We start from the raw sequence: 13,898 nt of genomic DNA on the forward strand, positions 1-13,898 counted from the left end.
TACTCCCGTTGCGTTAGTGAGGTCGAGTGTGCCACACTCTCCGTAACGCGACTGCTGTTGCGTTTACCGGTCGGGGTGTGTACCGCCCCGCCTCGGTCCGTTCGGTTGTGCCGGCTCGACATCGGAGGCGCCCTTGCCCACACAGATCTCTCTGCATGACGTGACCGTGTCCCGCGGCGAACGGCTGCTGCTCGACCGGGTCTCGCTCACCGTGCGCCCTGGTGAGCGGATCGGGATCGTGGGGGAGAACGGAGCGGGGAAGACCACCCTGCTCCGCCTGCTCGCCGGAATCGAAGCACCCGACGAGGGCGAGGTCGTCACCGTGGCCGACGGGGGCACGGGGCTGCTCGCCCAGACACCGAGACTGTCCGCCGAGCACACCGTGGCCGACGCGATCGACGACTCACTGGCCGAGCTGCGCTCCATGGAGCGCAGGCTCAGAGAGTTCGAGGCGGAGCTCGGTAGCGCGGACAGAAGCGTTCTCGACGCGTACGGAGAGCTGCTGACCACCTTTGAGCTGCGAGGCGGGTACGAAGCGGACGCGCGGGTCGACAAGGCCATGCACGGCCTCGGGCTCGCCGCCATCGGCAGGGAACGCCGGCTCGGCAGCCTGTCGGGCGGTGAGCAGGCTCGACTGGGGATCGCCTGTGCGGTCGCCGCCGCACCCGAGGTGCTGCTTCTCGACGAGCCGACCAACCACCTCGATGAAGGAGCCTTGAGCTGGCTGGAGGAGGCGCTGACGGTCCACCGGGGCACCGTCGTGGCCGTCTCGCACGACCGGGTCTTCCTGGAGCGGGTGGCCACCGCCGTCCTCGAGGTCGACGCCGAGCGCCGAACGGTCGTCCGGTACGGCGACGGCTACGCCGGATTCCGGTCCGGGCGCGCTGCCGCGCGACAGCGCTGGGAGCAGGCGTACGAGCAGTGGTGCGCGGAGACGGCGCGGCTCGAGGCGTACACCGCGACCACCGCGCACGGCGTCGCCGCCGGACGCTCGATCAAGGACAACAACAAGATGGCGTACGACCGGGCCGGCGGACGGGTCCAGGCGTCCGTATCCGGACGGGTACGCAACGCCCAGGAGCGCCTGCGCCGCCTCCGGGCCGAGCCGGTGGCCAAGCCGCCGCGCCCGCTCACCTTCGCAGCGCGGCCGGTCGCCGGTGGTGCACAGGGAGACCTGGTCACGCTGGCGGGTGTGCGCGTCGCCGACCGCCTGGCCGTCGACCGTCTGACCGTAGGAGCGGGGGAGAAGCTCCTGATCCACGGGGGCAACGGTGCGGGGAAGTCCACGCTGCTCCGCGTCATGGCCGGGCTGGTCGAACCGGAGGCGGGGGAGGTGCGCCGAAGCGGACGCATCGGGTACCTGGCTCAGGAGATACCGGCCCACCGGCCGTCTGAGCGGGTCCTCGCCGCCTTCGGGCGGGGGCTCGCGCTCACCGAGGACGAGCTGGCCGAACTGCTTCTGTCGTACGGCCTGTTCCGTCCAGCGGACCTCCTGGTGCCCGTCGGCAGTCTCTCCGCGGGGCAGCGCCGCAGACTCGCCCTCGCCCGCCTGCTGGCCCGTCCCGCCGACCTGCTGCTCCTCGACGAACCCGCCAACCACCTGGCGCTCGGCCTGGTCGAAGAGCTGGAGGAGGCCCTGGAGCATTGGACCGGGGCTCTGGTCGTGGTCTCCCACGACCGGCAGTTGCGCCGTCGTTTCACCGGCCGGATACGCCGGATGGACTCCGGACACCTCCTCGGCTGAGCCCCTCCGGAGCGGGCGATCTAGGGTCATGGCATGGCACGACCGCGGCGCATCGTTCTCGTACGGCACGGAGAGTCCGAGGGCAATGCCGACGACACGGTGTACGAACGGGAACCGGATCATGCGCTCCGGCTCACCGAGACCGGTCTGAGGCAGGCGGAGGAGACAGGGGCACACCTACGGGCGCTGTTCGGGGAGGAGCAGATCAGCGTCTATGTGTCGCCGTACCGCCGCACCCACGAGACGTTCAGGGCCTTCCGCCTCGATCCCGCGCAGGTGCGCGTACGCGAGGAGCCGCGGCTGCGGGAGCAGGACTGGGGAAACTGGCAGGACAGGGAGGACGTACGGCTGCAGAAGGCGTACCGCGACGCCTACGGCCACTTCTTCTACCGCTTCGCCCAGGGTGAGTCGGGAGCCGATGTGTACGACCGCGTCGGAGCATTCCTGGAGAGTCTCTACCGCAGCTTCGAGGCGCCCGACCATCCGCCCAACGTGCTGCTGGTGACCCACGGCCTGACCATGCGGCTGTTCTGCATGCGCTGGTTCCACTGGACGGTCGCCGACTTCGAGTCCTTGTCCAACCCGGGCAACGGCGAGACGCGGACCCTGCTGCTGGGGGAGGACGGCCGCTACCGCCTTGACCGGCCGTTCGAACGCTGGCGTACCCCCGAACTGTACGGCCACACCGGATAGAGTGGCAGAGCGATGACCGCTGACTCCTCTCTCGACCGGCGCTTCGACCGCGCCCTGGCCAGCCTTCGAGGGCTGGCCGTGGGAGACGCCCTGGGCTCCCAGTACTTCGTCCCCGTCAACTATCCGCTGCTCAAACGACGCGAAGTCCCGTCGGGACCCTGGCAGTGGACCGACGACACCGAGATGGCCTGTTCCGTGCTGGCCGTGCTCGCGCACCACAACCGGATCGACCAGGACGCGCTCGCGCAGGCGTTCGCCGAGCACCACGACTTCGACCGGGGCTACGGCCCGGCGGTCAACCGAATGCTCCGGCTGATCAGGGAGGGCGGCGACTGGCGGGAGCTGGCCGCGGCGCTCTTCAACGGTCAGGGATCGTGGGGGAACGGGGCCGCGATGAGGATCGCCCCGCTCGGCGCCTGGTACGCCGACGACCCCGAGCAGGCGACCCATCAGGCCGAGATCTCCGCGTACACCACGCACCAGCACCGCGAGGCCGTCGTCGGCACGATGGCCGTGGCCGCCGCGGCCGCGCTCGCCGCGGACCCGGCCGGGCCGCCCACCCCCACCGCCCTGCTGGACGGAGTGATCGCACTCGTCCCGCGCAGCGCCGTCGGCGCCGGACTCCGCCGGGCCCGCGACATGCTCGACTACGGCGACGCGGCGACGGTGGCGGCGGTCCTGGGCAGTGGCCGCCGTACCAGCGCGCACGACACCGTGCCGTACGCGCTCTGGTCCGCGGCCCGCGGTCTCGACGACTTCGAACGGGTCTTCTGGACGACCGCGCAGGTGGGCGGCGATGTCGACACCACCTGTGCGATCGCCGGCGGCGTCGTCGCCGCCGCCACGACCGGCGCGCCCCCGGCCACCTGGCTGGCGCAGACCGAAGAGCTGCCGGACTGGTTGCCGTCCGCCGTCCGCCCCTGACGACGCTCCATCCTGCTCGCCGGCACACCGCCGGGCCGGCGGGCGGGCGGAGCGTGCGACCCCGGCCGGGGCGAGTGTCACGGTCCTGCCACAGCGCGGATCGGCCGGGTCCGAATTCCCGGGGGCACCGTTAGAGTCGGCCACTCCCAAGCGCTGATCATGAAGAGAGAGCGCCGACGAGACACCCGGACGCAGGCCCTCCACTCCCATGGCCCCGTTTGCGGACCGGGTCGGGAGGGGGTCCCGTGTCCGACACATCGTCCGCACCACCACCGAAGGACAACACTCCTTCACCAGAGGGCAGTGCCCCTCCGCCGAAGGACGGTGCCGCGTCCGAGCCGACGCCGGTGCCCGCCGCCCCGGCGGCCTCGCCCGGCGCCGTACCGCCCGTACCGCCACAGCAACGGGCCCAGGCCTCCGCCGGATGGCAGGGAGGCCACAGACCCCCTCACCCGTGGGCCCCGCCGACACCTCCGGGTGAGAGCTGGCTCACCCGACTGCGTCCCGCCGCCCCGGCCCGGGCCACCACCACGACCCTGGCGGCCATCGCGGCGACGGCGCTCCTCAGCGCGCTGCTCCTCGGCGACGGCCTCGGCCTGAACCTGATGCTCGTGGCCGTTCCGGCCGTCGTCGCCGCGTCCTTCGCCGCTCGGGCGGCGGGCCGCCGTGTCCGCCCCTGGACGCTGGTCTGGGCGATCGGGGGACTCGCCCTCCTCGGCATCCCCGCGCTGCGGGACGCCGGCTGGCCGACCTTTCTCGCGATCGTCACCGCGCTGGTGGTCACCTCCTTCGCCCTGCACGGCGGCCGTGGCTGGCCGAGCATGCTGTTCGGCCCGATCGGCCTGATCGACTCGCTGGGCTCCGGCACCACCTGGGCCTGGCGAGGGCTCCGTGACCGCGCCGACGGGTCCCGCGGTCGCTGGGGATCGGCGGTGCGGACGGTCGGAGTGGCCGTCGCTCTCCTCGTCGTCTTCGGCGCGCTGTTCGCCGGTGCCGACGCGGCCTTCGCCGATCTGCTCGGCTCGCTCATCCCCGACTTCTCGCCGGCCCAGGTGCCGTGGCGGCTCTCGTTCTTCCTGCTGGGTCTCTTCGGAGCGATCTCCCTCGCCCGTACCGCCGCCGCCCCGCTGCGCTGGGACCGTATGGTCATCCGTCCCGGCCGGGCGCGCGGGCGGATGGAGTGGGCGACGCCTCTCATCGTCCTGAACCTTCTCTTCGCCGCCTTCAACGCGGTGCAACTCACCGTTCTCTTCGGTGGATACGACAAGGTTCTGGAAGAGACCGACCTGACCTACTCCGAGTACGCGCGACAGGGCTTCTGGCAGCTCCTGATGGCCACCCTGCTCACCCTCGTGGTCATCGGCCTCGCCCTGCGGTGGGCCCCGCGCGGGGAGCCCCGGGACCGGACCCTCGTGCGCGCCGTGCTCGGCACACTGTGCGTCCTCACCCTGGTCGTGGTCGCCTCGGCACTGCGCAGGATGGACCTGTACGTCGACGCGTACGGGCTGACCCGGTTGCGTATCTCCGTGGCCGCGATGGAGATCTGGTTGGGACTGGCCATCGTGCTGATCATGGCCGCGGGGATCTTCGGCGCCCGGCTGCTGCCGAGGGCGCTCGCGGTGAGTGCGGCGGCGGCCGTGCTGGCCTTCGGCCTGGCCTCGCCCGACGCGATCGTCGCCGCGAACAATGTGGAGCGGTACGACCGCCTCGACAAGATCGATGTCCCCTACCTCGCGGGGCTCTCGGCCGACGCCGTGCCCGCCCTCGATCGGCTGCCCGAGCCGCAACGTTCCTGCGCCCTCATGGACATCGAGGAGCGACTGAGCGACGACGACGGAGGGTGGTTCGCCACCAGCTGGTCGGAGGCGCGGGCCCGCTCGATCCTGGCCGAGCGCGGGATCAACAGGTCGGTGGACTGCGGTGGGCCGAGCAGGGAAGAGGAGTACGACCCGGACGCGGACGGCGATCCGTACAGCATCCCCTGACCGAACCCACCCCTCCGGACTGTGCCGGAGACGCCGCCCTCTCCCCGGCGACGAGCGGGGGAGAGGGCGGCGTGCCATGTGATCCCTACGGGCTGGCTCGAACCCCTCTGCCAGGCTCCTGCGAGGGGCGGTGGGGCGAGGGATTCGGTGCGGTGACGCGGGTGCCGACACCGCCGGTGACCTCCTCTGGGAGGTCGTTCGTGCAGCGATGAGCCACGATTCCGTGGCGGCTTCGGACATCCGACGGGAATCCGGGTATCGCGGGCGGCCCCCATCGGCGTAATCTGTCTGGCGCCATGCCGTACGAACCACCCACCCACAGCGTCGAGCGATCGCTCCGAGCCACCACCGGCGCCAAGATCGTTGCCGGGGTCGACGAGGTCGGACGCGGGGCATGGGCCGGCCCGGTCACCGTCTGCGCGGCCATCACGGGTCTGCGCCGCCCCCCCGAGGGCCTCACCGACTCCAAGCTCATCACCCCCAAGCGCCGTACCGCGCTGGCCGCGGAGCTGGAGAAATGGGTCACCGCCTACGCGCTCGGGCACGCCTCTCCCCAGGAGATCGACGAGCTCGGCATGACCGCGGCGCTCCGGCTGGCAGCCGTGCGCGCCCTGGACGGCCTGCCCGTACGGCCCGACGCCGTGATACTCGACGGCAAGCACGACTACCTCGGCAGCCCGTGGAAGGTCCGTACGGTGATCAAGGGCGACCAGTCCTGCATCGCCGTCGCGGCGGCCTCGGTCATCGCGAAGGTCCGGCGCGACGCGATGATGGCCGAGCTGGAGCGCGAGACCCAGGAGTGCGCGGTCTTCGGCTTCGGCGCGAACGCGGGCTACCCTTCGCCGGTCCACAAGGCCGCCCTGGAGGAGCGGGGACCCACCCCGTACCACCGGCTCTCCTGGTCCTACCTCGACGCGCTGCCCCAGTGGCGGCACCTCAAGAAGGTCCGCATCTCCGCCGAGGCGGTCGCACTGGAAAGCGGGGGCCAACTCGGCTTCGACTTCTGAACTCCCCGGCCGGCGTCCTGTCGCCGATCCCGGGTCGCACGATTGTGCCCACCCGCCGGAGCCTCGCGCACCGGCGTTTGATAGACATCCACCCATGCCTCTCATCCCCGAGGAGCCTCAGATTCACGAGAGTGCCCAGGGTCCCCGCGCCATGGCCGCAGGCCACCCCGCGCCGACCCCTCGTCCCGTACCCGGTCCGCGTTCGGCGGCCTCGCCGCGTCCAGGGCGTCCCGGCCCCGCACCGGCCAGGCCCGCGCCGCCGGCGCAGCGCCCGCACCCCGGTGCCGGGCAGTCCCCCAAGTCCCGCCCGGAGAATCGTTCCGAACAGCGGTCCGGTCCGCAGATCCAGCTGATTCCCGCCCCGGTCGACGGCGCGCTCGACGCCGCCGAAGAGGCCGTGGACCTGCTGCTGGACACGGGCCGCTCGCCCGGCGACATCCTCGTCCTCACCACCGGCGAGCAGCACCCGTGGGCGGCGCACGAGCTGTCCTTCGGCGACGCCGCCTACTGGGCCCAGCAGGACGCACGCGACGACGTGTTCTTCGCGGACGCCTCCGCTGTGGAGCGTGCCGCCACGCGGCCCGTCGTCGTCGTGGCGGTCAACGGCGGAGCCGATGACGCCGCCGCACGTGCCCTGCCCCTGGCGATGGGACGCGCGACCGCGCTGCTCGTCGTCTGCGGTGACCCGCAGCGCATCAACGCCGTGCTCGGCGCGGGTGTCTGAGGCGGAGCACCTCTCGCGGTCCTGACCCGGCTGCCCCATGAGGGCGGCCGGGCCGTGGTCCGAAGGGCCCGGCGCACCGGCGTGGAGCCCGTCGCGTCAGCGTGCCGCCGCCCTGCGCAGCAGCTCCGAGGCTCCGGCCGCGGAACGCTGAGCCGGGACACCGATCTCGGAGACGTCTCCCAGGGCCGTCGGACGTGATTCGGAGCCCGGATGGCGGCCCCCTCGGCCCTCACCGAGCACCTGCCAACCGCCACGGGTCAGCGTGATGTACGCACCGCAGCGCAGTCCGTGGAGCGTGCAGGCATCGCGCAGCCCCCACATCCAGGCGCCGTCCTCCTCGGTCCAACGCTCGTCACCGTCACGGCAGTAGAGCAGTACGGCCGTCCTCGCCGGGGTCCGGCGCCTCAGGTCGTGCGGGATGACGCGGCGCAGATGTGCGAGGAGCGCGTTGCGGAACTCCCAGCCGTCCGCGGGGACGGCGCGACGAGTGAACGACGCGCTGGCGGTCAGCCGTTCCTCGTGGTCGAGGACGGCGACGATCGCGGTCGACGGGTTCGGTCGATGACGGCTGTGCAGGCCGCTCACGACCTCACGAGGATTGCGGAGCAGCGGGATCCCCGCCGCGGCCCACTCCGACGGCTCCAGCATCCGGGCGAGGCGGCTGGCGGACTCGGACGGCGAGTTGATCGAGGTGGCTGCGGACGGAGCGAATCCGAAGGTCACGGTCCTCCCTTCGGATACGCGCCCGCTGGCGGGCAGGGTCGAGTGAGGGCGCACCACAGCACAGTCCTTCCGGACCACGTACAGAGGCTGTGCGGGGCGGGGTCCCAATTCTTGCGGGCCTGTGCGCGAGCGGCAACGAGCAATTGAGGCAGCTGACTGGAATGCGCCGGTATGACACTCATATCCCTGCCCAGCCACCCAATGTTCACTCCCCGTTTCACCCCTGGACGGCGAGCACCAGCGGAAACACGCCATCCGCTCCCGCGCGACGCAGCAGCCTGGCCGAAACGGCGAGGGTCCAGCCGCTGTCCGACAGGTCATCGACCAACAGCACCGGACCGTCGGCCGAGGCCAGCCGCTCGGCCAGGGCAGGGGGAACCGTCAGCGCCTGATGGAGCCCCACCACCCGCTGGGCGCTGTTCGTTCGCGAGATCCGCAGCTCCTCCGCCTCCGGCACGTACTCGACAGCTCCCAGCAGCGGCATCCTGCCGATCTCCGCGATCCGCCGACCCAACGAGCCGACCAGGTGGGGCCTGTTGCGCGAGGCGATCGTGACCACGCCGGCGGGCCGAGCGGGAGCGTCCGGAGCGCCGGACGCCCAACCCCCGGGCCCCTTGGCCCAGTCGGCGAGGACTCGGACCACAGCCTGCACCACATCGTCCGGAACCGGACCGTCGGGCGCCCGCTCCGCGAGCATCGGACGCAGACGGTTTCCCCAGCCGATGTCCGAAAGCCGTCCGAGCGCCCGCCCGGAGGACGACTGCTCCCCCGCCGGGATACGGCCCTTCAGATCGACACCGACCGCCGTGAGTCCGGTCGGCCACATCTTGCGCGGCTCCACGTCCACGCCCGGCCGGCCCAGCTCACCCTTGGCGGCATCGAGCGCGGCATCGGTCACCTTCGGGTCGAACCGGGACCCCGAGCAGTTGTCGCAGCGGCCGCACGGAGCGGCGGCCTCGTCGTCCAGCTGCCGCCGCAGGAACTCCATCCGGCAACCGGTCGTCGCCGCGTACTCGCGCATCGCCTGCTGCTCGGTCGCCCGCTGCCGGGCCACCCAGGCGTACCGCTCGGAGTCGTACACCCACGGCTGCCCCGTGCTCGTCCAGCCACCCTTCACCCGGTGCACGGCGCCGTCCACGTCCAGGACCTTGAGCATCGTCTCCAACCGGGTCCGTCGCAGCTCGACCAGCGGCTCCAGGGCGGGCAGGGAGAGCGGCCGGTCGGCATGCGCCAGTACGTCGAGAGTGCGGCGCACCTGCTCCTCGGGCGGGAAGGCGACCGAGGCGAAGTACTGCCAGATCGCCTCGTCCTCCTTGCCCGGCAGCAGCAACACCTCCGCATGCTCCACGCCACGCCCGGCACGGCCCACCTGCTGGTAGTAGGCGATTGGCGAGGACGGAGAACCGAGGTGCACCACGAAGCCCAGGTCCGGCTTGTCGAACCCCATGCCCAGAGCCGAGGTCGCCACCAGCGCCTTGACCCGGTTCGCCTGCAGGTCCTCCTCCGCCTGCTGTCGGTCCGCGTTCTCCGTCCGGCCCGTGTACGAGGCCACCGTGTGCCCGCACTGGCGGAGATAGGCGGTGACCTCCTCGGCGGCGGCGACCGTGAGCGTGTAGATGATCCCGGATCCGGGAAGCTCGCCGAGGTGGTCGGCCAGCCAGGCCAGCCGGTGCGCGGCGTCCGGCAGTTGGACCACGCCGAGGCTCAGACTCTCCCGGTCCAGCGGACCACGCAGTACCAGCGCGTCCGTCCCCGCGCCCGTGCCGAGCTGCTCGGCGACGTCCGCCGTCACCCGGGCGTTGGCCGTCGCCGTCGTGGCGAGGACCGGGACGCCGGCCGGCAGCTCCGCCAGCATCGTGCGCAGGCGACGGTAGTCGGGCCGGAAGTCGTGGCCCCAGTCGGAGATGCAGTGGGCCTCGTCGACCACGAGCAGGCCCGTGGCGGCGGCGAGCCGGGGAAGCACCTCGTCACGGAAGTCCGGGTTGTTGAGCCGCTCAGGACTGACCAGCAGCACGTCCACCTCGCCCGCCGCCACCTCCCGCTGGACGGTCTCCCACTCCTCGGTGTTCGACGAGTTGATGGTGCGGGCGCGGATTCCGGCGCGGGCCGCCGCCTCCACCTGGTTGCGCATCAGCGCGAGGAGCGGGGAGACGATCACCGTGGGACCGCTGCCCGCCTCGCGCAACAGCGAGGTCGCCACGAAGTACACCGCGGACTTGCCCCAGCCGGTCCGCTGGACCACCAGCGCCCTTCGCTTGTCCGCGACGAGCGCCTCGATGGCCCGCCACTGGTCCTCTCGCAGTCTCGCCTCGCCGGTCGGGTCCCCGACGAGACGGGCGAGTACGGCATCGGCGGTGGCCCGGAGGCCCGCACGGTCGGCGAGACGGTCTGCGTTGGTCATGCCCCCATGCAACCCGATGGGTCGGACATCGCGCGAACGGGCCGCGCGACCTGTGGACAACTAGGAGCCGACGGCCCCGGGAGTTATCCACAGGGGTTTCGGTCCGTCGGCGGTCGCGAGACCGTCGTGACCATGAACACGAACCCGCACGAATCCCGTGGATCCACCGAATCGCAGCAGATCACCCTGCGCGGTCCCGCCGAACTGGCCGACGCCCTCCCGTTCATGCTCGGCTTCCATCCCACCGACTCCGTCGTCCTCGTCGCCCTCCACGGCGAGCACGGCCGCTTCGGCGGCAGGGTCAGGCTCGGCATCCCGCGCTCGGCGAGGGAGTGGCCCTCGACCGCCGAGCACCTCGCGGAGTGCCTCGTCGAGGGCTGCGCCCGGCGCGATACCCGCCCGGACGGCGTCGTCGTCTTCCTCTGCCAGGATCCCCAACCCGGCGAGACCGGCCGTCACGTGACGGAACGACTGCGCCCCTTCGCCCAGCGGCTCCGGACGGCCTGCGGCGAGCTCGACATTCCCGTCTACGAAGTCCTGTGCATCTCCGACGGCCTCTACTTCTCGTACGTCTGTCCCGACACCCGCTGCTGTCCGCCCGACGGCACCCCGCTCGCCCTGACCGGCACGTCGGTCATGGCGGCCTCGGCCGCCTACGCCGGGATTCAGGTGAGGGGCTCCCTGCGTGAGATGGAGGAGCGGTTCAAGCCACGGGCGTCGCCCGACATCGAGCGGCAGCGCAAGGCGCTGAACGACGCCGCGTCCGTGATCGTCCCCCAGGTCCTCGACGTCCGGCCGGACCCGGGCCGGGAAGAGATCAGGGAGAAGACGCTCACGCTCGCCCGCGAGCTGATGCGGCGATACGGCGGGCCGTCCAGCGTGGCCGAGGGGCCGGCACCGGCAGCTGTGGAGGGCCGTACATGGGGCGCGGCAGCCATGGAGCGGGACGCGGCCGACGACGCGCTGATCGACCCCGACGAGGCCGCGGCACTGATTCTCGGGCTGCAGGACCGTGCGACACGGGACCGGGCCGCCGAATGGATGGAAGGCCCGGAGGGCGCGGCGGCCCTGCGGCTCTGGGGAGTGCTGGCCCGGCGGTGCGTGGCGCCCTTCGAGGAGTACGCGGCGGCGCCGCTCACCCTGGCGGGCTGGGTGGCCTGGTCCACCGGCGACGAACCGGTCGCGCGGGTCGCCCTGGACCTCGCGCTGGACGCCGACCCCGAATACGTCTTCGCCCGCCTGCTGCACCAGGCATGCAACGAGGGGCTCGATCCCGAGTCGCTGCGCAACTGCCTGCGTCAGGAGCGGGAATCGAGGACTGCGGCGGCTGTCGAGACCCGCGTCAGGGTGCGCAGGGCCGGCTCGCGGGGCGCCCGCTCTCGGACGGCCGGAAAGGGCGGGCCCGCGGCCGGAACCCGCCCTGGCAAGTCAGCGCCGAGGCCGCCGCGGGACCCGGCCGCCACGCGCGCCGGCCGGCGAGGGACGAGGAGCGGCCGATGACGCCCGTGACCCGGCCGCCCGCGGCGGCGTTCAGCTCTGTGGCGGAGCCCCACGACCCGTCCCGCCGACCGCACACCGGCAGTCCGGATCGCACAGAGAGCACCGCACACCACTCATGGCCTCCAGTTCCGCACCGGCGCCCGCAATCCCGGCAGGACCCGCGACCCTCGCCGGCCTCACCCTTCCGGGCGCCCCACGGCCGAGCGAACTGCCCTCGGTGCACAACGCGCTCATCTGCGTCGCCCTGCCCGCCCTCGTCATCTGCGCCGACCACGGACAGCTCACCGGCCGGGGCCTCGAAGGGGTCTATCTGTCCGGGCGGAGACTCCTCTCCCGCTGTGTGCTGCGGGTGGCCGGGCGGGAGCCCATCGCGCTCCAGGGCAGGCGCGCAGGCGCCGACCGGGCCGTGTTCCTCGGCGCCCTGCGCACCTCCGGGGACAACGGACCCGACCCCGGAATCACCGTCGAGCGTGCGCGCGGAGCCGACGGAACCGAGCGGATCACCCTGCGCAGCTCCGCCACCCGGCCGCTGCGCCTCCCGGTGGAGGTCGCTCTCGGGACGGATCTCGCGGATCTGGGCGCGGTGGCGTCCGGGCGGCCGGGACCCGAGATCTTCCCCAGCGTCCACGGGACCGGGATGCGCTGGACGGCGGAAGACGGCCGGTACGCCGCCGTCACCGCGGAACCGCCGCCGATGGACGCGCTGGCCGCTGCCGGGCTCCTGCGGTGGGAGGTCGATCTGGCCCCCGGAGCGACGGCCACCATCGAGCTCAGAGTGCGCGCCGACCGGACGCCCCGGTCCGCCCTCGTCTCGGCGCCTGGTGCCGTGCGGCCCGGCGGCGCCGTCCTCGCCGAGGCCCGTGCCGAGGGCGACGATCCCCGGATCGGGGAGCTCCTGCGCACATCCGTCGACGATCTGCGGGCCCTCCTCCAGCGCGACGCGGCACACCCGGCCGACGTCCATCTCGCCGCCGGAGTGCCCTGGCGCTGCGGACCCGCCACCTCCGAGGCGCTCTGGGCGGCGCGTATGGCCCTGCCGCTCGGCACCCGGCTCGCCGTCACCACGCTCCGAACACTGGCCCGGACCCAGATCGGCGGACCCGGTCCGGCGGCGGGGCGCATCCCCGGCCCCCTCAGGGACGCGGGCCCCTACCTGCCGCCCCGCTGCACCGGAATCGAGGCCACCCTCGCCTTCCCCGCGGCCCTGGCCGAGGCCAGATGCTGGGGGCTGCCCGAACAGGACCTCGAAGAGCTGCTGCCCGTGGCGGAGCGGTGCCTCCAGTGGCTGCGGGCCGCCGCCGACCCGCACGGGTTCGTGCCGGACCCGGGGCCCTCCGGTCCGTGGCGGGCGGAGACCCAGGCCCATGCCCACAGGGCCGCCGTCCTCGGCGCGGACCTCCTCGACGCCTGCGGCCGGCCGGGCGGGGAGGGCTGGCGGGACTGGGCGGGCAGCCTCCGCGCGCGCTTCCGCGCGGAGTTCTGGATCGACGACAGGTCCGGTGGCCGCCCGGCCGCCGCCCGGGCACCTGGCGGAGGGCCATGGACCCAGCTCGGAGGCTGGGCGGCACACCTCCTCGACACCGGCCTCATGGGCGGCGGCCGGTACGCACCCGGCCTGCTGGACAGGGCCGAGACCGAACAGCTGGCCCGGCTGCTCGGCACCCCCGCCCTGGACTCCGGCTGGGGACTGCGCAGCCTCGGCGTGAAGGAACCCGGCCACAACCCGTTCGGGCACAGGGCGGGAGCCGTGCGCGTCCATGAAACGGCCGTCGCCGTGGCGAGGCTCGCCGCGGCGGGATACGAGAAGGAGGCCGCTTCCCTTCTCCGCGGCGCTCTCGACGCGGCGGAGGCGTTCGGCCACCGCCTGCCCGAGATGTACGCGGGCGACCAGCGGACGGCCGGTGGCGTCCCGGTTCCGCACCCGGCGGCCTGCCGGCCGGCCGCCGTGGCCGCGGCAGCGGGTGTCCATCTCCTGGTGACCCTCGCCGGGGTCCGGCCCGACGCACCGGGCGGGACCGTGGCCCTCCACCCCGTTCGGTCAGCTCCGCTCGGCGCGGTCCGGCTGTCCGGGCTGCGCGTCGCGGGGGAGCCGTTCACGGTGCGGGTGAGCCGGCTGGGGCTCGGCATGGTCGAGGAGGCCGCCGACGGCCTCCAGCTGGTGGGCTGACCATGCGGGCGACACCGTGAGGAACGTGCT

10 protein-coding genes are annotated in these 13,898 nt (G+C 72.9%); 8 read left to right on the forward strand and 2 right to left on the reverse strand.

The features are described from left to right. Positions 1-133 precede the first annotated feature (133 nt). The 6 genes from abc-f (at position 134) to AB0D99_RS13405 (ending at position 7,077) form a co-directional block, all read left to right on the forward strand. The gene (gene abc-f, locus AB0D99_RS13380; protein WP_362359862.1) at positions 134-1,744 is read left to right on the forward strand and encodes a ribosomal protection-like ABC-F family protein; all 1,611 of its coding nucleotides are present in this window, start codon (positions 134-136) and stop codon (positions 1,742-1,744) included. A gap of 33 nt (positions 1,745-1,777) precedes the next feature. Continuing rightward, positions 1,778-2,437 carry a histidine phosphatase family protein gene (locus tag AB0D99_RS13385; protein ID WP_362359864.1) on the forward strand — a complete coding sequence of 220 codons (660 nt, stop codon included), beginning with the start codon at positions 1,778-1,780 and terminating at the stop codon, positions 2,435-2,437. A gap of 12 nt (positions 2,438-2,449) precedes the next feature. Beyond that, the gene (locus tag AB0D99_RS13390; RefSeq protein ID WP_362359866.1) at positions 2,450-3,361 is read left to right on the forward strand and encodes an ADP-ribosylglycohydrolase family protein; all 912 of its coding nucleotides are present in this window, start codon (positions 2,450-2,452) and stop codon (positions 3,359-3,361) included. A gap of 497 nt (positions 3,362-3,858) precedes the next feature. Further along, on the forward strand, positions 3,859-5,346 hold the full coding sequence (locus tag AB0D99_RS13395) for a DUF4173 domain-containing protein (RefSeq protein ID WP_362360152.1): 1,488 nt from the start codon (positions 3,859-3,861) through the stop codon (positions 5,344-5,346). 296 nt (positions 5,347-5,642) lie between these two features. Next, the gene (locus AB0D99_RS13400) at positions 5,643-6,353 is read left to right on the forward strand and encodes a ribonuclease HII (RefSeq protein WP_362359868.1); all 711 of its coding nucleotides are present in this window, start codon (positions 5,643-5,645) and stop codon (positions 6,351-6,353) included. Positions 6,354-6,447: 94 nt separating this feature from the next. Next, positions 6,448-7,077, forward strand: a complete 630-nt coding sequence (locus AB0D99_RS13405; RefSeq protein ID WP_362359870.1) for a hypothetical protein — start codon at positions 6,448-6,450, stop codon at positions 7,075-7,077. A 96-nt stretch (positions 7,078-7,173) separates the two neighbouring features. On the opposite strand, the gene AB0D99_RS13410 is transcribed toward AB0D99_RS13405, so the two are convergent. Next, positions 7,174-7,800, reverse strand: coding sequence for a hypothetical protein (locus AB0D99_RS13410; RefSeq protein ID WP_362359872.1), 627 nt, complete (start codon positions 7,798-7,800; stop codon positions 7,174-7,176). A gap of 217 nt (positions 7,801-8,017) precedes the next feature. Beyond that, a complete protein-coding gene (locus AB0D99_RS13415; RefSeq protein ID WP_362359874.1) occupies positions 8,018-10,201 on the reverse strand; it encodes a RecQ family ATP-dependent DNA helicase in 2,184 nt (727 codons plus the stop codon). A gap of 132 nt (positions 10,202-10,333) precedes the next feature. On the opposite strand from AB0D99_RS13415, the gene AB0D99_RS13420 reads away from it, so the two are divergent. Further along, positions 10,334-11,701, forward strand: coding sequence for a DUF4192 domain-containing protein (locus tag AB0D99_RS13420; RefSeq protein WP_362359876.1), 1,368 nt, complete (start codon positions 10,334-10,336; stop codon positions 11,699-11,701). Positions 11,702-11,816: 115 nt separating this feature from the next. After that, complete coding sequence (locus tag AB0D99_RS13425) at positions 11,817-13,868, forward strand: glycogen debranching N-terminal domain-containing protein (protein WP_362359878.1); 2,052 nt, start codon at positions 11,817-11,819, stop codon at positions 13,866-13,868. The last annotated feature ends 30 nt before the right edge of the window (positions 13,869-13,898 follow it).

This window comes from Streptomyces sp. NPDC047971 (assembly GCF_040653355.1).
Classification (GTDB): domain Bacteria; phylum Actinomycetota; class Actinomycetes; order Streptomycetales; family Streptomycetaceae; genus Streptomyces.

Excerpts from the sequence above, each read along its gene's own strand:
- AB0D99_RS13415 (WP_362359874.1), bottom strand. The coding sequence starts at position 10,201 with ATGACCAACGCAGACCGTCTCGCCGACCGTGCGGGCCTCCGGGCCACC.
- AB0D99_RS13385 (WP_362359864.1), top strand. The coding sequence starts at position 1,778 with ATGGCACGACCGCGGCGCATCGTTCTCGTACGGCACGGAGAGTCCGAG.
- AB0D99_RS13390 (WP_362359866.1), top strand. The coding sequence starts at position 2,450 with ATGACCGCTGACTCCTCTCTCGACCGGCGCTTCGACCGCGCCCTGGCC.
- AB0D99_RS13420 (WP_362359876.1), top strand. The coding sequence starts at position 10,334 with ATGAACACGAACCCGCACGAATCCCGTGGATCCACCGAATCGCAGCAG.
- AB0D99_RS13405 (WP_362359870.1), top strand. The coding sequence starts at position 6,448 with ATGCCTCTCATCCCCGAGGAGCCTCAGATTCACGAGAGTGCCCAGGGT.
- AB0D99_RS13400 (WP_362359868.1), top strand. The coding sequence starts at position 5,643 with ATGCCGTACGAACCACCCACCCACAGCGTCGAGCGATCGCTCCGAGCC.
- AB0D99_RS13425 (WP_362359878.1), top strand. The coding sequence starts at position 11,817 with ATGGCCTCCAGTTCCGCACCGGCGCCCGCAATCCCGGCAGGACCCGCG.